The organism is Flexibacter flexilis DSM 6793 (assembly GCF_900112255.1).
Classification (GTDB): Bacteria; Bacteroidota; Bacteroidia; order Cytophagales; family Flexibacteraceae; genus Flexibacter; species Flexibacter flexilis.
In genome coordinates this window covers 202,141-223,647 of sequence record NZ_FOLE01000007.1, presented here as the reverse complement: position 1 = coordinate 223,647, position 21,507 = coordinate 202,141, and the positions used below count along the sequence as shown (strand labels likewise).

At 42.5% G+C, this 21,507-nt stretch carries 14 protein-coding genes and 1 tRNA gene; 10 read left to right on the top strand and 5 right to left on the bottom strand.

Annotation, left to right across the window (positions count from 1 at the left end):
- Positions 1-249: 249 nt before the first annotated feature.
- The 4 genes from BM090_RS12520 to BM090_RS12505 form a co-directional block, all read right to left on the bottom strand.
- Positions 250-323, bottom strand: a tRNA-Ile gene (locus BM090_RS12520).
- 96 nt (positions 324-419) lie between these two features.
- Positions 420-1,409 carry a DUF6976 family protein gene (locus BM090_RS12515; protein ID WP_091513448.1) on the bottom strand — a complete coding sequence of 330 codons (990 nt, stop codon included), beginning with the start codon at positions 1,407-1,409 and terminating at the stop codon, positions 420-422.
- 3 nt (positions 1,410-1,412) lie between these two features.
- Complete coding sequence (locus tag BM090_RS12510) at positions 1,413-1,655, bottom strand: hypothetical protein (protein WP_091513445.1); 243 nt, start codon at positions 1,653-1,655, stop codon at positions 1,413-1,415.
- Positions 1,656-1,888: 233 nt separating this feature from the next.
- On the bottom strand, positions 1,889-3,205 hold the full coding sequence (locus BM090_RS12505) for an ABC1 kinase family protein (RefSeq protein ID WP_091513443.1): 1,317 nt from the start codon (positions 3,203-3,205) through the stop codon (positions 1,889-1,891).
- A gap of 213 nt (positions 3,206-3,418) precedes the next feature.
- Here BM090_RS12505 and BM090_RS12500 point away from each other — a divergent pair, with 213 nt between their 5' ends.
- The 4 genes from BM090_RS12500 to BM090_RS12485 all read left to right on the top strand — a co-directional run bounded on the left by BM090_RS12500 (position 3,419) and on the right by BM090_RS12485 (position 8,875).
- Positions 3,419-4,447, top strand: coding sequence for an SPASM domain-containing protein (locus tag BM090_RS12500; RefSeq protein ID WP_091513441.1), 1,029 nt, complete (start codon positions 3,419-3,421; stop codon positions 4,445-4,447).
- A 358-nt stretch (positions 4,448-4,805) separates the two neighbouring features.
- The gene (locus tag BM090_RS12495; protein WP_091513438.1) at positions 4,806-7,181 is read left to right on the top strand and encodes a TonB-dependent receptor; all 2,376 of its coding nucleotides are present in this window, start codon (positions 4,806-4,808) and stop codon (positions 7,179-7,181) included.
- Positions 7,182-7,272: 91 nt separating this feature from the next.
- Positions 7,273-8,433, top strand: coding sequence for a PepSY-associated TM helix domain-containing protein (locus BM090_RS12490; RefSeq protein ID WP_091513435.1), 1,161 nt, complete (start codon positions 7,273-7,275; stop codon positions 8,431-8,433).
- A gap of 199 nt (positions 8,434-8,632) precedes the next feature.
- Positions 8,633-8,875, top strand: coding sequence for a DUF2798 domain-containing protein (locus BM090_RS12485; RefSeq protein ID WP_091513432.1), 243 nt, complete (start codon positions 8,633-8,635; stop codon positions 8,873-8,875).
- A 240-nt stretch (positions 8,876-9,115) separates the two neighbouring features.
- Here the strand turns inward: BM090_RS12485 and BM090_RS12480 are convergent, their stop codons facing one another.
- Positions 9,116-12,031, bottom strand: a complete 2,916-nt coding sequence (locus BM090_RS12480) for a sensor histidine kinase (RefSeq protein WP_091513430.1) — start codon at positions 12,029-12,031, stop codon at positions 9,116-9,118.
- 355 nt (positions 12,032-12,386) lie between these two features.
- Here BM090_RS12480 and BM090_RS12475 point away from each other — a divergent pair, with 355 nt between their 5' ends.
- The 6 genes from BM090_RS12475 (at position 12,387) to BM090_RS12450 (ending at position 21,471) form a co-directional block, all read left to right on the top strand.
- Positions 12,387-14,993, top strand: coding sequence for a LysM peptidoglycan-binding domain-containing protein (locus BM090_RS12475; protein WP_091513427.1), 2,607 nt, complete (start codon positions 12,387-12,389; stop codon positions 14,991-14,993).
- Positions 14,994-15,120: 127 nt separating this feature from the next.
- Complete coding sequence (locus BM090_RS12470) at positions 15,121-15,396, top strand: ATP-dependent Clp protease adaptor ClpS (protein WP_091513425.1); 276 nt, start codon at positions 15,121-15,123, stop codon at positions 15,394-15,396.
- Positions 15,397-15,461: 65 nt separating this feature from the next.
- A complete protein-coding gene (hemC, locus tag BM090_RS12465; protein ID WP_091513421.1) occupies positions 15,462-16,403 on the top strand; it encodes a hydroxymethylbilane synthase in 942 nt (313 codons plus the stop codon).
- 167 nt (positions 16,404-16,570) lie between these two features.
- Positions 16,571-19,372, top strand: coding sequence for a T9SS type A sorting domain-containing protein (locus tag BM090_RS12460; RefSeq protein ID WP_091513420.1), 2,802 nt, complete (start codon positions 16,571-16,573; stop codon positions 19,370-19,372).
- A gap of 433 nt (positions 19,373-19,805) precedes the next feature.
- The gene (sucD, locus tag BM090_RS12455) at positions 19,806-20,687 is read left to right on the top strand and encodes a succinate--CoA ligase subunit alpha (RefSeq protein WP_091513418.1); all 882 of its coding nucleotides are present in this window, start codon (positions 19,806-19,808) and stop codon (positions 20,685-20,687) included.
- 97 nt (positions 20,688-20,784) lie between these two features.
- Complete coding sequence (locus BM090_RS12450; protein ID WP_091513416.1) at positions 20,785-21,471, top strand: SIR2 family NAD-dependent protein deacylase; 687 nt, start codon at positions 20,785-20,787, stop codon at positions 21,469-21,471.
- Positions 21,472-21,507 lie beyond the last annotated feature (36 nt).

Genomic DNA, 21,507 nt, shown 5'->3' with positions numbered 1-21,507 from the left:
CAGAATATACAATAGAGTCGCAATGAAAATAGGGCTGCAAATATACGCAACAATTATTGGTAAACAGTGAATGTAACCAAACTAATTATTTTTATTACATGAAATTTTATTGTGATAGGCAGGTTTTGTATGTATAAAACGTGTCGGATAGGCCGAAGCGTATAACCGAAGCCTTTGAATCATAAAAAACAAACGCCTACCAAGTTTTTTTGACTTAATAGGCGTTTGTTGATTGTCTTTTCTGTTGGGTGGGCCCACTTGGGATCGAACCAAGGACCCCCTGATTATGAGTCAGGTGCTCTAACCGTCTGAGCTATAGGCCCGAAATCGCTTGTACCACGATTTGAGGCTGCAAAAATATTGTTTTTTTTATTTAAGCCAAAAAATTAAGGATAAAATTTTTATTTTAATTGAAAAAATTAAACTCTGTCCTCAATAAGCAAATAAACAAAAGTGATATTAAGCAATTGATAACCAACTTCTCCGTAGGTAAAAACGCCCGTAAATCCTTTGATGGGTTTGCCTTCCAAACCAAAGTTGAGGTAATTGTACAAGCAGCTATAAGAATACACGATTTCTTTGTCGGCATCTTTGGACAACTGTTCAAAAAAGGCTTTTTGGTAATTTTCGGCAGACTTTTGTGCGAGCTTATAAACAGTATCTTTAAAAACAGGTGCGGCAAACATGGCTTGTTTGGCCGCGTCGTTGCGAATCAGGCCGATGTTAATGGAAGCACCACTATAGTCGGTAATGAGAGGACTAAGCCAACGGTTGCCGCTTTCCATGTACTCAAACAAATTTTGCTTTTGGCCATTTACGAGGCAGTCGGCGTGCGCAAATCCGTCTTCTTCAAAAACGATCTCGTCGCTGCTCTCGTCTGCTTCGTAGATATTAATGATTTCGATGCGCCCGATTTTATTGTCTGGAAGTTGTAAATGCAATGTTACGGCTTTGTCGGTGAAGCGTTCGCCGCCTGCGTAAGTCGTGGCAGGCACTACCCCTACTTTGTCGAAGTCCGTACCACTCACCCAACCCATGAGCGGATTGATGTACTGGTTTTCAAATTCTGGGGCATGCAACCCGAAAGTTAGATGTACGGGCGTAAAAGCTGGCATAATTGTAAGAATAATGCCATTGTCAAAACCGTCTTTGGTTACTTGGCTAATGCTGTTTTCGTCGTAAATGGCAAATTTGCTGCTGACAGCCAATGGCGTGAAATCTTTCACGTACAAAAGTTCGTTGGTTTGTTTGCCGCCGTCGGCATCAAGCAAATAAGGATTTGAGCCGCCAATCCATTGGCCTTTCGGTAGTTGAGCCAAAAGTACGTCTGCGCCCGCGATTACAAGCAAACGTCCTTCTTCGATTAGCTTTTTTGTAGATTCTAATGTGTGTAGCTTGTTGTCTGTCATTACCTACCAAGTTTTAAAAATTTGTTTGAAATCAGTTTGTACGGCCAAAACGTATTTAGAACAAAGTTCATAAATGCGATCTACGGCATCATCCATCGTTATTTTTTTGTTCTTGATGTCTTTTTGCACCTGCGTGAGTTGCATCTGAAGTACAAAGTTGGAATAACGATAGTTGATTTCTCCCGAAATCATTTGTTGCCACTCTTGGCGGTTTTTGGGTGGTAATGTTACAGATGAAGCTGCCATGATATAAAATGTTTATTCTTTTGGTAAGAAAAAAATGTTTTTTACATATATACTGTACGTTTTTCAAATGTAACAAGTTCTATGCTTTTTTTGCTACAAAAAATACACGAAATCTTACTATATAAGTTTTAAAGGGTTGTTTTCTAATTACGAATGGCGCATTAAGGAAATATTAAAAAAGCGATGCGTTTTCTGAAAACACATCGCTTTTAGGGGATAATATTGTTTTTTTATTAAATGGTCATGGTTTTAAAAACCGAGTGAGTTGTAATGTTTGCGCGTAACTCGTTGAGCATCGAATAAAGTCCAAAATATGTACGATTTATGTACAAGGCATCTTTAGAACCGCGTGCCACTTTTTGTTCTTTTATTTCTTTCATGCGCGAGAGGTTTTCGCCGTATTCGTAAATGCTATTGAAATACTCGTCGTCGGCAAAATCAAACGTATCGGTGTGAAATGGTCGGCCTAATAGGTTGCACATTTCTACAAAAATATCAAAAAACAACGCCTTTTCGCGCGGTTCATCGTTCGGATACAAAAATTGCAAGTCATAGAACAGTTGCAAAATTTTGTCTTTGTCCTCTAAGTTGCGCGGATTGAGCAAGGCAAAATGTTTGTGATAAAACCATTCAGGAATTTCTTTCACACAACCAAAATCAATGATTCCGACTGTTCCGTCGGGGCGTATCAGAAAATTGCCAGGGTGCGGGTCGGCGTGCAGTTGGCGCAACGTATGGATTTGATATTCATAAAAATCCCAAAGCGTTTGCCCCACACGGTTGCGAATTTCTTGCGTTGGGTTGGTGGCCAAAAACTCTTTGAGGTGCATTCCGTCGAGCCAATCCATCGTAATAATGCGTTTGCTCGAAAGTTCGGGGTAGTATTTGGGAAAAATCAGCCCTTCAATGGCTTGGCTGCAAGCCTCCGAAATTTCCGTGCCGCGTCGCACTTCCAGTTCGTAATCTGTTTCTTCCAATAGCTTGGTTTCCACCTCTTCCATGTAGCGGTTAATGTCTGCTTCGTTGAGACCGACGAGCCGCACGGCTACGGGTTTTACCATTTTCAAATCCGCGCTAATGCTGTTGGCCACCCCAGGGTACTGGATTTTGACGGCCAGTTTTTTGCCTTTGAGCGTGGCTTCGTGCACTTGGCCGATAGAGGCGGCGTTGCTGGCTTTCAGGTTGAAAGTGTCGTAAAGTTCGGCGGGAGATTTGCCAAAATATTCCTGAAAAGTCTTGACAACCAAGGGCCCCGACAAAGGCGGTGCGCTGTATTGCGACATTTGGAATTTGTCGGAATAAGCTCTCGGCAACAGGTTTTTGTCCATGCTCATCATTTGCGCGACTTTCAGCGCACTGCCTTTCAGCTCGCTGAGCGACTCATAAATGTCTGCGGCATTGTCTTTGTGCAACTCCTCGCGACTGAGGTCGGGGTTCATCGCTTTTTTTGCATAATGTTTTATATAATTTCCACCGATTTTTACGCCTGTGGCCACAAACTTGGTGGCGCGTTCTACTTTGTTGGTGGGTATGCGAGATTGGTCTTTCATAATCTGCAATCTTTTTCGTAAAGAATTATTTGCTGTTCAGATACTTACCCAATTTTTTGGGAATAATGTGTATCTGCTTTGTAATAACGTAAGACGGATGTTTTTTGTTAAAAACTTTCTGTAAAAATATTTGGCCGTATCTTCGGGGCAGGAACTGAACGGGTTGGTTCGGTGGTTTGGAAAAAGCAATCAAAGTCAGAAACAGCAATAACAATGAATATCAATCCAGCGTGGGCAGACGGCCTCAATGTTGCTTCCAAGATTACGTGGAAACGCGCCGCCAATGCGTTGGGCGTGTTGGCAAGTTATTTTGTGGCCAAATGGCGCAAAAAGCCCGTACACTGGGGAATGCCTGTGAGCATTGCTTTTGAGCCAACAACTTCCTGCAATTTGCGTTGTCCCGAATGCCCCAGCGGCTTGCGGTCTTTTTCGCGCCCAACGGGAATGTTGCCGAAAGATTTGTTTACGCAAACCATTGACCAACTGAAAGATAAGTTGTTGTACCTGACTTTTTATTTTCAGGGCGAACCGTATCTGCACCCCGATTTTTTGGAAATGGTGCGCTATGCTTCCGCCCAAAAAATTTATACAGCCACTTCCACCAACGGCCATTTTTTGACTGATGCCGCCGCACGCCGCACCGTGGAATCGGGTTTGGATCGCCTCATTATTTCCATCGATGGCACTACGCAAGAAACTTACCAATCGTACCGCGTGGGTGGGAAGCTGGAAAAAGTGTTGGAAGGAACGCGCAATATTATTCGTTGGAAAAAAGAACTCAAATCCGCCAAACCTTATATTGTTTTTCAATTTTTGGTAGTAAAACCCAACGAGCACCAAATCGACGAAGTAAAGCAGTTGGCCAAAGAATTGGGCGTGGATAGCGTTGGGTTCAAAACCGCGCAGATTTATGACTACGAAAACGGTTCGCCGCTGATTCCGAGCATAGACCGATACAGCCGTTACCGCGCCAACACGGACGGGACATTTTCCATCAAAAACCAATTGCTCAATCATTGTTGGAAAATGTGGCATTCGTGCGTCATCACTTGGGACGGGTTGGTTGTGCCTTGCTGTTTCGACAAAGATGCCGAACATCGTTTGGGTAGCGTGCAGGAGCAATCTTTCAAAGAAATTTGGCAAGGAGAAGGTTATCAACGTTTTAGAACTACGCTTTTGCGCTCACGTTCGGAAATTGAAATGTGCAAAAACTGCACAGAAGGAACGCAAGTTTGGGCTTAATTTAATCGTGGCTTTTTTTGGGTATTTTGTGTTTTGGGGAAATTCTCTCGTAGCCTCGTCATGCCCCTTTAAGCCTGATTTTTACCAATCAAGCCGCAAAATCAAGTCTTCTTTTATTCATAATGACCGATGGTTTACAAACAAGGCTTTGTTTACAAACACGAGTTGTATGTTACAACAAACATTTCGGCTATATATAAAATCCTGATTTTTTATATTGAAATTATTTTCCTAAGTCTTTGTATTTATTTAGACTAATTCTAAAATACTTTTCAAATTGCTTGTTTAGATTTAGTCTAAATAATAATATTGCAGCCGATTTGAGAAATTACTTTTACCAACTATCAATATTTCTATTATGAACAAACTCATACTCAGTATTTTGTCTGTGTTGTTGTGCGCTTCCGTCGCCATTGCACAAACAGGCAACATCAAAGGAACGGTACAAACTACCGACGGCAAAGCCGCCCAATTCGTGAACGTAGCCATCAAAGGCACAGCACATGGTGCCATTGTGGGCAGCAAAGGCCAGTTTGAAATTAAGAATATACCTGCGGGTGTGCATACGCTCATAGCCTCATTTGTTGGCCTAGATACGAAAGAAACTTCTGTGAGCGTAGAAGCTGGCCAAACCGTCGAGCTACCTACCATTGTGTTGAGCGAAAATGCGCAGCAACTTTCCGAAATTTTGATTAAAGGACAGAAAATCAACAAGTTTACACGCGAAAGCAGCAATACAGTTGCCAAGTTGCCGCTCAAAAACATTGAGAACCCGCAAGTGTATAACAGCATTTCACATGAATTGCTGAAAGACCAAGTGATTACTAATCTTAATGACGCGCTTAAAAATGCAACAGGCGTGATGCGTTTGTGGGAGTCAACGGGTCGCGGTACGGACGGTGCAGAATATTATGCTATGCGCGGCTTTTCGGTACAGCCAACCCTAACCAATGGCGTGGCAGCAATCAACAACGGCGGCCTTGATCCCGCCAACGTGGAAACTATCGAAGTGGTAAAAGGCCCGTCGGGAGCACTTTACGGAAGTAGCCTTATTTCGTATGGCGGTTTGATTAATGTGGTTACGAAAAAACCAACCGACAATTTCAGAGGCGAAATCAATTATATCACAGGTTCTTATGGCCTCAATCGCCTTACGGCAGACATCAATACGCCTTTGGACACGGCTAAAAAAGCATTGTTACGCATCAATTCGGCGTATCATTACACCAACAGTTTTCAAGATGCAGGTTTTACCAAATCGTTTTTTGTAGCACCTTCATTCGCGTACAAGGCTTCGGACAAACTAACATTTCACATCAATACGGAGCTTTTGAGTAAAGAGTCGGCCAATGCGCCAATGGTGTTTTTGAATCGTAACATGCCACTCAAATACAACAGCATGGATGTTTTTGAGAAAAATTACAAAAACTCATTCACTACAAACAACTTATCTATCAAAAATCCGACATACAGCATTCAGGCGCAAGCACATTATAAATTGTCGGAGCAATGGACATCGCAAAGTATTCTTTCTCGCAGCAATACCCAAACCAATGGATATTATTCGTATCTAGGAGATTTGGGCGATGGCAATAATTTTACACGTGCTATTTCTAAAGCAAATGGCCAAACCAATGCGACAAATATTCAGCAAAATTTCTTAGGCGATTTTCAGCTTGGCAATGTGCGTAACCGTGTAGTAGTGGGTTTGGATTATATGCACCTGCAAGTGAAAGACAATAGCACAGGCTGGAGACCGTTGGGCAGCGTGAATATCAATAGCGGCACAAGTACAGGCAACCTGACTGAGTCGGGAGCAGATGAAGTATTGAAAGCGGCAGGCTATGCCAACTCGGAAATAAACCAAGAAACTTACAGTGCTTATGCAGCTGATGTGGTGAACATTACGCCTGCGCTTTCGGCGATGGTAAGTGCTCGTTTTGATTATTTTGAAGGAGAAAAACACAATTCCGACGACGACCAAGCGGCCATTTCCCCAAAATTTGGTATTGTTTATCAGCCAATTAAAGACCAATTGTCTGTTTTTGCGAACTACATGAACGGTTTTTCAAACGTGTCGCCACAAACAGTTTCGGATATTGATGGCTCAAATCCACGTCTCAAAAAATTTGACCCAGAGCACGCCAATCAATGGGAAGCGGGTGTAAAAGCGAATCTTTACCAACAACGTGTTTGGGCAACGGTGAGTTATTACAATATTTTGGTAAAAAACAAAGTAATGACCGATCCCGCCAACCTGAACAATGCAACGCAAGGAGCTGAACAAGAAAGCAAAGGCATTGAAGCAAGCATTGTGGCCAACCCTGCTGACGGCTTGAGTTTGGTGGCTGGTTTCTCGCACAACGAAGCCGAAACAACCAAAGATAATGAAACTGGCGGCTACGTTGGGATGCGCCCTGAAAGTGCTGGCCCTGAAAACTTGGCAAATTTTTGGGCAAGTTATACCGTTCCCGCAGGCAGCCTGAAAGGTTTTGGTTTGGGCTTTGGCGGGAATTATGGCAGCAAGTATGCAACCCTCAACCGTTCTAACATTGGAACATTTAATTTGCCAAGCTACACGGTACTCAACGCATCGGTGAGCTACAACGCCGACCGCTTCGGCCTTACGCTCAAAGCCGACAATTTGGCTAACAAAAAATATTATTCGGGTTGGTCAACCATTACGCCGCAACGCTTGCGTAGCTTCTCTTTGAGCCTTGCTTATAAGTTTTAATTTTAGTTAAAATCATCTTTTACCATAAATTGTCCCTTTGGCTTGCTGGCAACAGTAGCACAAGGGACAATTTTCTGTTTTTCAATTGTTTATGAAAAATAAAAGCACGTTTAAAAAAATCGTAGGAAAGGTTCATTTGTGGTTGGGGCTGGCCTCTGGCCTTATTGTGTTTGTGGTGGCTATCACGGGTTGTATTTTTGCTTTTAGCGAAGAGATAACCAACGCGCAGCGCAAAGACGTGATGTACGTTCAGCCCGAAGGCAAAATGTTGCCTACCAGTATTTTGTGGGAAAATACACAACAAAAAATTGGCAAAGAAGAGCAACTTTCTTGGGTTAATATTTACAACGCCCCCGACAAAAGTTGGGTGTTTTATACCTTCAAAGAAGACGAAGAGGCCGTTACATATTTCAGCCATATTATTTATTACAAAGCCATTTATGTAAATCCCTATACAGGCCAGATTTTGCGGATTTATGACGAGGAAACAGACTTTTTTCATGTGGTTAAAATGTTGCATTGGAGTTTGTTGCTCGAAACGCGCTATGGGCAACCCATTGTAGGCTACGCAACACTTGCGTTTGTGGTGTTGCTGCTGTCGGGTTTGGTGCTTTGGTGGCCAAAAAATAAAGCGGCACGCAAACAACGTTTGGGTTTTCAGTGGAAAAATACGACCCAATGGCGACGCAAAAACTACGATTTGCACAACGTGTTAGGTTTTTATGCGGGTTCTATCGCTACGATTTTGGCCGTAACGGGCTTGGTTTGGGCGTTTCAGTGGGTGCAAATGCTGGTGTATGTGGTGGCATCGCTGTCGGTTACGCCGCCAGATTTTACACCAGCCAAATCCGTATTTAACCCTGCCACGACTGCCGTCAATGCTTTAGATATTGCTGCTCAAACAACGCGTACACGCCACGCCACGGCCAATGGTTTCCAGATTCGGCCAGCAGCTCCCGAAGACACCGCTTCTGTCATTGGGGTTTATGTGCAGCAAAAAGACGGACTTTATTATCACAGTCATTCGTTGGAATACGACCGTTACACAGGCAAATTGCTCAAAGAACGCCGCCACGAAGACAAAAACTTTGGGGAAAAGCTCGTAACGGCCAATTATGATATTCACGTTGGGGCGATTCTGGGGATTTGGGGCAAAATCTTGGCTTTCGTAGCCAGTGCGATATGTGCATCTTTGCCGCTTACGGGTTTCATGATTTGGTGGGCGCGCGCCAATAAATCCAAGAAAAAGTAAATCTTGTGGATTGCACGACAATAAAAAGTGAAAACCTGTGATATTTGTATGATTAAAATTGAACAATTCTTGTTGGTAAAATGTAGATATTGAATTAATGTAGAAATTAATTTTTTATCGAAACATATAATACAGGCTTTGGATGGAAAGGCCAGTGTAAATAAGTTAATTGTCTTAAAATCAATAATATAAAATCGCTATGAATCGCAAATACTTCAGATATGTGAGTACATTTTTCGTGGTTGTACCAATGACGTTTATTATGGCTTTGGTGGGTATTGGCCGCAATTATGGTTTTGTGGACGGTTGGGTAAGCAAATTTTTTGGCGTTTGGACTACCATGTTGCCAATTGCGTATGTGGCGGCATTTCTGATTATTCCGCAGGCTTTGCGCCTTACAGAAATGGTAATGAAAAAAGAATCTGCGAGTAATCGGGGCTAATTTATAGGACAAAAAAGCCTTTTCTTGCATAAAAGGGAGGCTTTATATTCCTGTTTGTACAAGAAATAGTCTTGTTTGTCGAAGAATCAAATAGGTTGGTCGAATAGTACTTTGCCAGCGTGGCGTTATGCTATACTTTTGTAACAGAAACAAACACTAATATTTAGTCGCGTTTCTTTTCCATAGCTGGTTGAAAGATCTTTGAGCGGTAGTGTACAGTGTACACACCGCTCAAAGTTTTTATAGGGGTACACTTACTTGTACGAGCGTACCGTCGTTTTCGTTGTTGCGAATCACGCAACGTCCGTTCATTTCTTGGGCGCGTTGGCGCATATTGCGTAGCCCATAACCTTCGGGGTTAGTATCTTCGGGCAAGCCTTTTCCGTTGTCGGTAATGCTAAACCAAAGTATATTTCCTTCCCGCTCCAAACGAATGGTTAGCAAGGTTGCTTCCGCATATTTCACGGCATTGTTTACGGCCTCCTGCCCTATTCGGAACAAATGTAAGGCTTGCACGGGACTCAAATCAGGACAATTTTGTATTTCAAATTCAAAGCGTGCCGAAAGTTGTGGTTGTGTGCTAATTTGTTGTTGCACATAGCGTTGGAGCTTGTTGGTAAACTCTTCGATACTGGTGGCATCTTTTTGTAAAATCCAGATGGCTTCCCGCAAATTGCTCATGGTTTGGCGAGCCGATTGCGCCAGCGACGAAAGGCGTTGTTTTTCTTTGGGCGTAATGTCTGCGTCGGGTCTGCGGTTGCTCAAATCCAAACTTGAAATAATGTAGGTGAGCTGCGAACCTACGTTGTCGTGCAGGTCGCGCGAAATGCGTTCGCGTTCGATTTGTAGGCGATGTTGCAGCTCTAAAGCCGCCAATTTTTTCTTTAATTTTCGGTTAGAAAAATAGCGTACCACGCCGCCAACAATGCCCACCAAAATCAGGCTGATAATTAACCGAAACCACCATGTAGCCCAAATGGGCGGTTGTATCCGAAACTTAACCAATGCTTTAGGCGCGGAGGCCACGCCGTCGGGGTTTATGGCTTCTACCCAAAAAGTGTATTTTCCCCAAGCCAAAGACCTTAACTCGATGCTGTGGTTTTGGGTGTAAACTGTGTCGTTGTCGGGTTGCTCTTCGGAACTTAAAATGTAGCGATAACGGATTTGCGCCTCGTCTATGAAGCTCAATGCCGCGTAATTGATTTTGATATTGTGCTGATAATGTTTGAGTTCGATGGTGCTTTTAGGATTTTTAAAAACCAGTTCGTTGGCCTGCAAAGACTCAATACAGACTTTTGGAGGAATGTTATTGAATTTAAAATTATCCAAAGACAAAATATATAGCCCTTCCGTTGAGCCAATGTATAGCCAGTTGTGCTGTGGGTCGTAGTGGGCGGTATTGATACTAATATTTGATTTTGGTAAAAGTAAAAACGAACCTGCTTTGCGGATTTGACCTTGCTCCCACTTGTAAAGTCTGTGTTCGGAAAGGAAAAAGAGTTGCCCGTATTTGTCTGTAAAAATGTTGATGATGCGGCCTTCTGGTTCAAAATTGTTGGGCTTTATTTTTTGTACTTTTCCTTCGGGGCTAAGTTTGATAATTCCTTTGCTCGTTCCTATCCAAACCCAATTGTGCGTAGTAGAATCGCCATACACGCAACCCACATCGTTGGCAGGTAGTCCGTTTTTGGAAGTAAAATTTTCAATCTTGTTTCCCTGAATTTTGCTTAAACCATCGGTGCGCGAATAAGCCCAAACCGTTCCGTTTCTGCAAACCTCCATGCCTTCTATCATATTGCTAACCAAACCGTTACTTCGTTCAATTACTTGTTTTTTATTTCCGTTTTTATCAAAAATAGAAATACCTGACCCGTAAGTACTTACCCAAATATCGCCGTTTGGGTGGCGCAATATATCCGACATGCCAGAGCTTATGCGTTGGTGTGGAATGGCCAAGTTGTCGTCGTGCATTCGCTCAAAAGGAATGCCGCCATACATTTGGCTTAGTGTCCCATAAAAGTATTGATTATCTGCGTTTTGTGCGAAGCCGCGAATATGAAAGTAGTCAGAGTTGCGGCTATACCAAGCCACTGCTGTGTCTTTCATCAACCAGAAATTGGTTTGCGAACCAACCCAAACACGCTTCTGGGCATCTTGCCAAATGGTTTGTATCGGGAGTTGGTCGGCGGGTTGATTCAAAAAATGTTGCGCAGATACTTTGAGTACACCTTTACCAAAAGTCCCAAGCCAGATATTGCCCTCGTAGTCGCTACAGATGGCCGATAGTGTGTAGTTTGTGTTCCAATCGCGCAGCAGTTTTCCGTCGGGGCTGTAATGATGAAGCGTTCCGCTCAAATTTGGGCTAGTGATAATGGATTTGTCTGGCAAAATGGCAATCCCTGTAAGCCACTCATTGGAGATTGATTTTACTTGTAATGAATCGCCCACAAGTTTAATTTTTTTCAGGCCACTGTGGCAACGAACCCAGTATTCATTTGGGGATATGGCATAAAATTGGGCACTGCTAAAGCTTCCGTGGGATGGCTTAGAAATCTGTTTGATATGATATTTTTGGTTGTCAAGAAGATAAATTGCGTATAGGTCGTTGCCCAATGATGCAAGTACGGGTTGTTGTTGGCTAGTATTAAGTAAGGTTGAATTATGTGTGGTGCTACCATTTTTGATACGAAGCCATTGGTGATTTGTTTGCAAGATGGCCACTCCAGAGTCCCCATTTAGGTAAATATTGCCTAGATTGTCTTGAGCAATATTCATAATCGTTATGTTGCATTGTGGGCTATTTTTACGCGTGTATTGAGCAATCTTCCCGTCTTTCAAAATGCTTGCTCCGCCCTCATATGTTCCAAACCAAATTTGCCCTGCGTTGTCTTCCAAAACATGATATACTAAGTTGGCCGATAAGCCTTCGTTGGTGCTGTATCGGTCAAAATATTGTCCATTATAACGAGATACGCCGTTGTCAGTTGCAAACCAAATATAACCTTTGCTGTCTTGATAAATATTAAAGATATAGTCGCTGGAAAGCCCAGAGGCTCGGTTATAATGCTTGAATGTAAGTGTTTGGGCAAAAGTGTGTCGTTCTGTCAGACAATAAAACAATAATAAGGTACAAATAACAATAAGTGTGCGTTTCAAAACTATTTTATTTAGAACCTACGGATTCTGGCTAAAGGCTGCAATATAATGCTTTATGCCATACAATTGCAGTATCTGCATGGTTAGAATCAGATTAAGGCTTGAATAGTCTTTGTTATAAAAGGAAACGTGCTTTTTTATGGGATATTTGGGTTTGTTTCTTGATAATTAGTTGGTTATAGTAATGTTCTTTTATACGTGTAAGCTTCATATTTTATGCTTGGTGTAAGATTTTGCAAAAAAATGTGTATTTATTTATGCTTTAATATACATTGCATCTGAAAAATGAATAATTTTGGCTCTCCAAAAAAAAGGAGTCTATTTATTTTGTTCTATCAAAAGTAAACAAGGAGTTATGAAGCGATTTTTGTACGCATTTTTGGTGCTAGGCGTAGTGGGGATGTTAGGTGCCCAACCTGCATTGGCACAGAAAAAAGGTAGTAAGAGTAAAAAAACAGCAGCGTCTAAAACCAAAAGAAAAATATCATCTGGCGCAAAAATTGGCGACCGATATTATGATAACGAGGAGTATTATTTAGCCGCAGAATATTATAATAAAGCCCTCAAAGATGATCCTAACGATTTTTATGCGGCATATCGCTTAGGTGATGCATATCGTGCGTACTTTGATTACAATAAAGCAGAAAAGGCCTACGGCAAAGTAGCTACTTCGTCTGCTGCGAAAGAATTTCCTTTGTCTTCATTCTGGTATGCGAGCATGCTCAAAACTAATGGCAAATACGAAGAAGCTAAGCCTGTTTTTGAGGGTTTTACTTCTACGTTCCAGCCTGCCAACGACGAGGATAAAGTAATGTTAGAACACGCAAAGTTGGAGCAAAAAGGTTGTGATGTGGCTTTGATCGAAATGAAAAAACCACAACGTGACTACGAATTTAAAGTGTTGAGCCGTCCTGTAAACTCGGATTATTCGGATTACGCACCTGCTATTTATGAGAATGACTCCTCTATCGTGCTTACATCTGCTCGCCCTGGTGCTAAAGGCGGTGAAAAAGACCCGCGTATGGGTGGCGTGTTTAGCGATAACTTCCGCTTTGTGTTGAACAATGGTGTTTGGAGTCCAAATAAAGCCTCTGATAACTTTGACGACCTGAACACTATCGAAAATGATGGTGCTGGTGTTTTCTCTAAAGATAAAACAAAATATTATTATACTTCTTGTGCTGGAGAAGTTTGCCAAATTTTTCTTTCGGTAAAAAAAGATGGCAAATGGCAAAAACCTGTGGCTTTGAACGCTAACGTAAACGCACCAAGCTATTCGAGCAAACAACCTGCGCTTAATGCGTTAGGCGATACGCTTTTCTTTGTTTCGGTGCGTCCAGGGGGCAAAGGCATGAATGATATTTGGTACTCTGTGTTGCAAAGCGGCGGAGATGCCAAAACTGGCGAAAATTGGGGCACTGCCGTAAACTTGGCTGCCGTAAACACGCCTTATATTGATATGTCGCCATGCTACTACGCACCAGAACACACACTTTTCTTCGCCTCTAACGGCCACGAAGGTTTTGGTGGATTGGACGTGTTTATGGCTTCGGGTGAGGCTTTCTCTAAAGTTCAAAATGCTGGTTTGCCATTCAACTCCAATCGTGATGACTTTTACTTTGTGTTAGGCGAAAAGTATGGCTACTTGTCTTCTAACCGCGAAGGCGGCATAGGCCAAGACGATATTTATTTGTATAAAATTACAACGAAAGGAAACTCTGTTATTGCTGCTATCGCTAAAGATTCTTTGGGAATTGCTGGTTATCAAAGCGTTTCGGTGGAAGGGACGTTGGTGGATGCCAATACACAGCAACCTGCCTCAGACGTAACTGTAGCTTTACAAGATAGCTCTGGTAAAACGGTTAAAACGACAGAAACCAATAACGATGGTAAATTCCGTATGGATAACTTAGCTGCCGACCAAGATTTGACGGTGGCTGTGGCTGACGAGAAAAACGCAAAAGTTACTAAAAAGGGTAAATACAATGTTAAAAATGTAAAAGTAAAAGGCTCTAAACAAAAGTCTTCTACTACATTGTTCGAAAATATTTACTTTGATTTTGCTAAAGCTGATTTGCGCCCAGAGGCTACCAAAGTATTGGATGATTTGTTTGAATATGCTAACCAATACCCAGAGGTACAAATCGAAATCAATGCGAACACCGATAACGTAGGTAGCAGCGATGTGAACCAACAAATTTCGCAACAACGTGGAGAGGCCGCCAAAAACTATTTGACGCAAAAAGGCCTTGACAACACACGCCTTGTGGTAAACGCTTTGGGTTCGAGCAAGCCAATGGTTTCTAACAATAATATTGTAGGTCGCCAATTGAATCGCCGCGTAGAATTTTATATCGTAGGTGGCCCAGGCTACAAAGCAACAACGATGGCTTATGTGGTGCAGCCAAACAAAGCCTCTATAAACCAAGTAGCTAAACAATTTGGTATGACGGCAGATGAGTTGAAGGCTTTGAACAACCTAGATTCTGATGAGTTGCAAGCGTACAAACCATTGCGCGTGCGTCGTATTGGTGAAGAAGGCGTAGTTGCTCCTGTTTCGATGGTAGAATCAAGCAAGAAATTTAAAGGTGCATCTTCTAAAACAAGCGGTGGTGCTTCTGCAAGTTCGGCTGGCCCATTGTCTGACGGAGAAGAACTTTACACAGTTGAGCCACAAAATACATTGTTCTCTATCTCGCGTATGTACGGTATGACCGTAGATGAGTTGATGGATTTGAATGGTTTGAACTCAAACCAAATCAATGTTGGCCAAAAATTGAAAGTAAAACGTCACGGCGATGCAGAGGCCTCTACTGATGGTTCTACTTATGTGGTGCGCGAAGGCGATACAATGTACTCAATCGCAACACGTTTCGGAATGAAACCACAAGAACTAAAAGAACTTAACGGCTTGGATAGCTATATGCTGTTTGAACGCATGGTTTTGAAAGTTAAAAAATAATAAATTATAGCTTCTGCTCTTTTGTCTGAAAAGCCATCTAACTTTTGTTAGGTGGCTTTTTGTTTTTGTAAATGCCTGATAAGGATAGTATATTTGTGTGTTGTAAATCTTCACATATTTTGTGCCTATGAATCCGATTTGGAAAGAAGAACACGACCTACTGACAGGCGAGCTGGAAGAGGAAAATTATGATTTGGTGGTTTTTAATGATGATGTCAATACCTTTGACCACGTCATCGAAACGCTTATAAAAGTGTGTCGGCATACGCCCGAACAAGCCGAACAATGCACAATTCTGATTCATTACAAAGGTAAATGCACGGTAAAGCACGGCGAGTTTAATGAGTTGGCCGCTATGCGCAATGCTATTTGTCAGCGTGGAATTTCGGCAGAAGTTCTTTAAACTTATTGTAAATCAATGTTATAAGAGCTTGAAGGCTCTTTTTTCTTTATAAATATTTGATAAAAATGAAAATACGCATCGGCACGCGCGGAAGCCAATTGGCTTTGTGGCAAGCCTATTATATTGAGCAAGTTTTGCGCGAGGGCGGTCTTGAAACCGAGATTGTGATTATTGAAACCAAAGGCGATAAGATTCTGGACGTTAGCCTTGCCAAAATTGGCAGCAAAGGCGTTTTTACGGAAGAATTGGAAGACCAGTTGCGCGACGGAAGCATAGACATTGCCGTACACAGTGCCAAAGATTTGCAATCTGATTTGCACGAAGATTTTGAAGTGTTGGCCTTCACCGAACGCGAAACGGTAAACGATGTGGTTGTGAGTTTCGACAAAGATTTTACGTTGGAAGACACTTCTAAACCGTTGGTTGTGGGGACATCTTCTACGCGCCGTGTGGCCATGATGCGCCGTTATTTTCCTCATATACAATTAGTTGAAGCTCGCGGTAATCTGCAAACGCGTTTCAAAAAATTAGCTGACGGACATTGCAACGCGCTTTTGTTGGCGTTTGCGGGCGTGCATCGCATGAAATACGATGAACGCATCGTGCGTCTTTTGCCGTTGGCAGAATTTACACCAGCCGTTGGGCAAGGAAGCGTAGCGATTGAATCGGCCAAAAATTTAGCCCCAGAGAAAAAAGAAGCGGTTCGCCGCCTCTGTAATCATGCTGCTACGGAACTTTGCTTGTTGGCCGAACGTGCCTTTTTGAATAGAATGCAAGGCGGTTGCAGTGTGCCTGTTTTTGGTTTGGCGCGTTGGGAAAATGCTGAAAATATTGCGTTGCACGGTGGAGTAATTTCTTTGGATGGCAAAGAATTGATACAACACCAGCAACTTAATACGGTTACAACGCCATTGCAAGCCGCAGAATTGGGTGTGGCTGTGGCGCAAACTGTACTGGCAGCAGGTGGTGCAGCGGTTTTGGAAGAAATTAAAAAAGCAAAACGTTAGTATAATTACAGTGTTAAATATTGTAAAAAACACAACTAGAAACGGTTGTGTTTTTTAGTTGGTAGAAATAACAAAATAATAATCTGCACTCGCCGTAACGTATTGGCCTTCTTATTAAATTTGTGCCAATTCTATATCAATTATTTACAAACGGTAAATATTATTTTATGTTTCAATTTCTTCAAAAAACTTCATTAGTTGCATTGGCTCTTACATTGGTGAGCCTGATGCAAGTAGATGCGATTGCTCAACCATTGGGAGGATATGGCTTTGCGGGTAATAATAACTCTACAGACTCATGGCCTGCCGATGCGCAACCTGCCAATGGTTCATTTAGTGCTTTTTATCGTGGACCTGGCATTAATAAACCAGCTTCTCCTGGCTCAGTAGGTACATTCACTTCTTCTGATTGGACAACCGATGTATCTAAAAACGATGGTGATTATTATCAATTTTCGGTAAAACCTGCGGCTGGTTATGTATTTCGTTTGGATAGCCTTGTACTAAATGAAAGACGTTCTGGCACTGGTATCACCAAATGGGCTGTTTATACAAGCCTTGATAGCTATGCTACGGCTGTAAAAGAATTTACAGTTGAGGATAATACGAATACACGCATAAACCAAAAAACAGAATTTACAGGTTCTACATTTGCTAATATCTCTGATAGCGTTGGTGTTCGCTTGTTTGGTTACGCGGCAGAAGCTACTGCAGGTACTTGGCGTGTGGATAGTGTACGTGTATTTGGTGCATTTGTACAAGCAGGTACACCTGTTCCTGTGGTAATGGTTGTACCTGCAACCGTTGCATTTGGCAACGTAACAGTTGGTTCTACTGTTATCAAAGGCGTGAAAGTAACAGGCTCTAACCTTACAGACGTAGTGAACGTGAGTGTTAGTGCTGGTGTAGAGCTTTCGGCAGATAGTGTTAATTTCTCGGCTGTGGCAAATGTACCGTTTACGCCTGCTTCTGGTAGCGTATCTGGTAAAGTGTTCGTAAAATTTGCGCCAACGGCAGTAGGTTCTGTTACTTCAATGCTTATGGCTACAAGTACAGGTGCTGCTGATGTTATGGCAACAATTACAGCTAATGGTGTTGATGCTGTTACTCCTTCTGCTAATCCATTGTACCGGACTATCGGCTCTTTGCGTGGTGTAAATGCAAGCGGTGTAGCTGATTCTTTGAACAAAACGGTAGTAGTAACAGGTATTGTACATTCTCCAAACTTCCGCCCAGCGGGTCTTGAGTTTGCAATTGCTGATTATACTGGTAGTGTTATTGTGTTTAAATCATCTGCTCTTGCTTCTGCTCCATATACAGTAACAGAAGGCGATTCTGTTCGTGCGCATGGCGTAGTAACTCAATACAATGGTTTGATAGAAATTGTAGTAGATACGGTATCTGTGTTGGCAACAGCTCGTCCGTTGTACGCGCCACAAGTAGTAACGATGTTAAGTGAAGCCACAGAAGCAAAATTAGTGCATTTTGAAAGTTTGACACTAACGGCAGCATCTCCATGGACAAGCCCAGCAACAAGCAGCTTTACGGCTCGTGCTTATGTAGGTGCATCGACCACAGATTCAGTGGATATTCGTGTAGATGCAGATGCTGGTGTTACGTTGGCTCGCCCTGTAGGTGCATTCAAATTGACAGGTATTTCTTATCAGTTTGATAACTCAAACCCATATACAGCTGGTTACCAAGTGTATCCACGTCGCGATGCTGATATTCAGTTGCTTGCTTCTTCGCCAACTGTGGTGGTAGCACCAACTACCGTTGCATTTGGCAACGTAACAGTTGGTTCTACTGTTATCAAAGGCGTGAAAGTAACAGGTTCTAACCTTACAGATGTTGTAAATGTGAGTGTTAGTGCTGGAGTAGAACTTTCGGCAGATAGTGCTAATTTCTCGGCTGTGGCAAATGTACCGTTTACGCCTGCTTCTGGTAGCGTATCTGGTAAAGTGTTTGTAAAATTTGCGCCGACAGTGGCGGGGGCTATTACAGCAACCTTGACAGCCGCAAGTACAGGTGCAACCTCAGCAACTGCAACTATTACAGCAAACGGTACGTCTGGCTCAACTGCTGCTCCTTCACTTTACCGCACAATCGGCTCTTTGCGTGGTGTAAATGCAAGCGGTGTAGCTGATTCTTTGAACAAAACGGTAGTAGTAACAGGTGTTGTACATTCTCCAAACTTCCGCCCAGCGGGTCTTGAGTTTGCAATTTCTGATTATACTGGTAGTGTTATTGTGTTTAAATCATCTGCTCTTGCTTCTGCTCCATATACAGTAACAGAAGGCGATTCTGTTCGTGCGCATGGCGTAGTAACTCAATACAATGGTTTGACAGAAATCGTAGTAGATACGGTATCTGTGTTGGCAACAGCTCGTCCGTTGTACGCGCCACAAGTAGTAACAATGTTAAGTGAAGCCACAGAAGCAAAATTAGTGCATTTTGAAAGTTTGACACTAACGGCAGCATCTCCATGGACAAGCCCAGCAACAAGCAGCTTTACGGCTCGTGCTTATGTAGGTGCATCGACCACAGATTCAGTGGATATTCGTGTAGATGCAGATGCTGGTGTTACGTTGGCTCGCCCTGTAGGTGCATTCAAATTGACAGGTATTTCTTATCAGTTTGATAACTCAAACCCATATACAGCTGGTTACCAAGTGTATCCACGTCGCGATGCTGATATTGAATTGCTTGTAGCTACCAAACCAAGCATCAAAGAAAACTTGCAAGTTTACCCAAGTCCAGCTACTTCGGTGTTGCACATTGCGCCAGAAACAACTACTAAACAAGTGGTTTCTCTTATCAATGCAGCAGGCCAAGTAGTAATGCAAACAAATATTGAAGGTGCTACCACATTGAATGTAGCGCATTTGTCTGCTGGCTTGTATGTAGTGAAAATGACAAGTGTTGATGGCAAGGCTGTAAGCACTCGCCGCATTGTTATTGCTGAATAATCATTAAAAAAATGTAAGGCAGGGATTTTTTCTTTGCCTTACTTTCTATAATACAGCATTTTAAATAGGTGTGAGTAGCTCAACCAAAAAAAATTATATTTTTTTTTCAGTTGGGTGGTTACTTAATTTTTGTAGAGCGTATCTACTATTAGAATACACAAATTTATTCATACACCTGTTTATATATTCCTAGAAAAGCCCCCTACATTTAGAGGGCTTTTTTTATGTCGTATTCCTTGATTGTGCATACGTATATTACCTTCTTTTTATCCTACGCAAATTGTTGTTTTTTTACAAAATGGCCGTTTCGTCATTTGGAACAGATTTTAATTCTGTTATTTTTGTGCAACCGTTGCCGAAATAATATTACTATGTTTATTTCACAACTGTTTTGTAGCATTCTCATGTCTTCTTAAAATATAAACTATTTATTATGAGCGTTTTAGTAAATAAAAATTCTAAAGTAATTGTGCAAGGCTTCACAGGCTCTGAAGGTTCGTTCCATGCAGGCCAAATGGTTGATTATGGTACAAACGTAGTAGGTGGTGTAACGCCTGGCAAAGGTGGTTCTACGCATTTAGAACTTCCTGTTTTCAATACTGTAAAAGAAGCGGTTGTTGCTACTGGCGCAGACGTTTCTATCATTTTCGTACCACCAGCATTTGCTGCTGATGCTATCATGGAAGCTGCTGACGCGGGTATTGGCGTAATCGTTTGTATTACAGAAGGTATCCCAACTAAAGACATGATTTATGCCAAAGAATATTTGAAAGGCAAAAACGTGCGTTTGATTGGCCCTAACTGCCCAGGTGTAATGACTGCTGAAGAATGTAAAGTAGGTATCATGCCTGGTTTTATCTTCAAAAAAGGTAAAATTGGTATCGTATCAAAATCTGGTACACTTACTTACGAAGCGGTTGATCAACTTTCTAAAGTAGGTTTGGGACAATCTACGGCTATCGGTATCGGTGGCGACCCAATCATTGGTACAACTACTAAAGAAGCTGTTGAACTTTTGATGAACGACCCAGAAACTGAAGGCATCGTAATGATTGGCGAAATCGGCGGTGGCATGGAAGCGGAAGCGGCTCGTTGGATTAAAGAAAACGGTACAAAACCTGTAGTAGGCTTTATAGCTGGCCAAACAGCGCCTCCTGGCCGTCGTATGGGTCACGCGGGTGCTATCATCGGTGGTGCTGATGACACGGCTGCTGCTAAAATGCGTATCATGCGTGAGTGTGGTATTTTCGTAGTAGATTCTCCTGCACACATCGGCGAAACCATGCTTAAAGTGTTGAAAAAAGAATTAGTTTAATTCTTGGATAAATAAATCAAAAAGCCCCGAAATCACTTTATTTTAAGGATTTTCGGGGCTTTTTGACGCTTACAGAATCAGTTTAACTATCTGAAAAATGAAAAAGAAAATAGTGATTCTGACGGGTGCGGGCATTAGTGCCGAAAGTGGTTTGGCTACGTTTCGGGATGCTGGTGGGCTGTGGGAAGGCTATCGCATCGAAGATGTAGCAACGCCGCAGGCTTGGCGCAAAGACCCTGCTTTGGTGCTTGATTTTTACAACCAACGCCGTAAGGCTGCTTTGGTGGCAGAGCCTAACGCCGCTCATTTCGCGTGTGTGGAGTTGGAGAAAAATTATGACGTAACCATTGTAACGCAGAATGTGGACAACTTGCACGAGAAGGCAGGCTCAAAGCACGTTGTGCATTTGCACGGCGAGCTGTTCAAGTCGCGCAGCACCTATGACCCTAAGTTAGTTTATGACATCAGCGGTTGGGAACTTTCGCTGGGCGACAAGTGCGAAAAAGGAAGCCAATTGCGTCCGCATATTGTGTGGTTTGGAGAGGCCGTTCCGAAATTGGAAGAGGCGGCCGCCTATGTCCGACAAGCTGATATATTGGTGGTGGTGGGCACGTCTTTGCAGGTTTATCCAGCCGCAGGCTTGGTAGATGAGGTAAGTTCGGCGGCCGAAATTTATGTGATAGACCCGCATATTCCGACGCTTCGAAGCAGGCCAAAACTGCACACAATTGCCGCTAAAGCCACCAACGGAATGGCTCAATTGTTGCAAGAATTAGTGTCATAGACTTAGTAAAGTTCATTTTTTATTTCAAAAATCAAC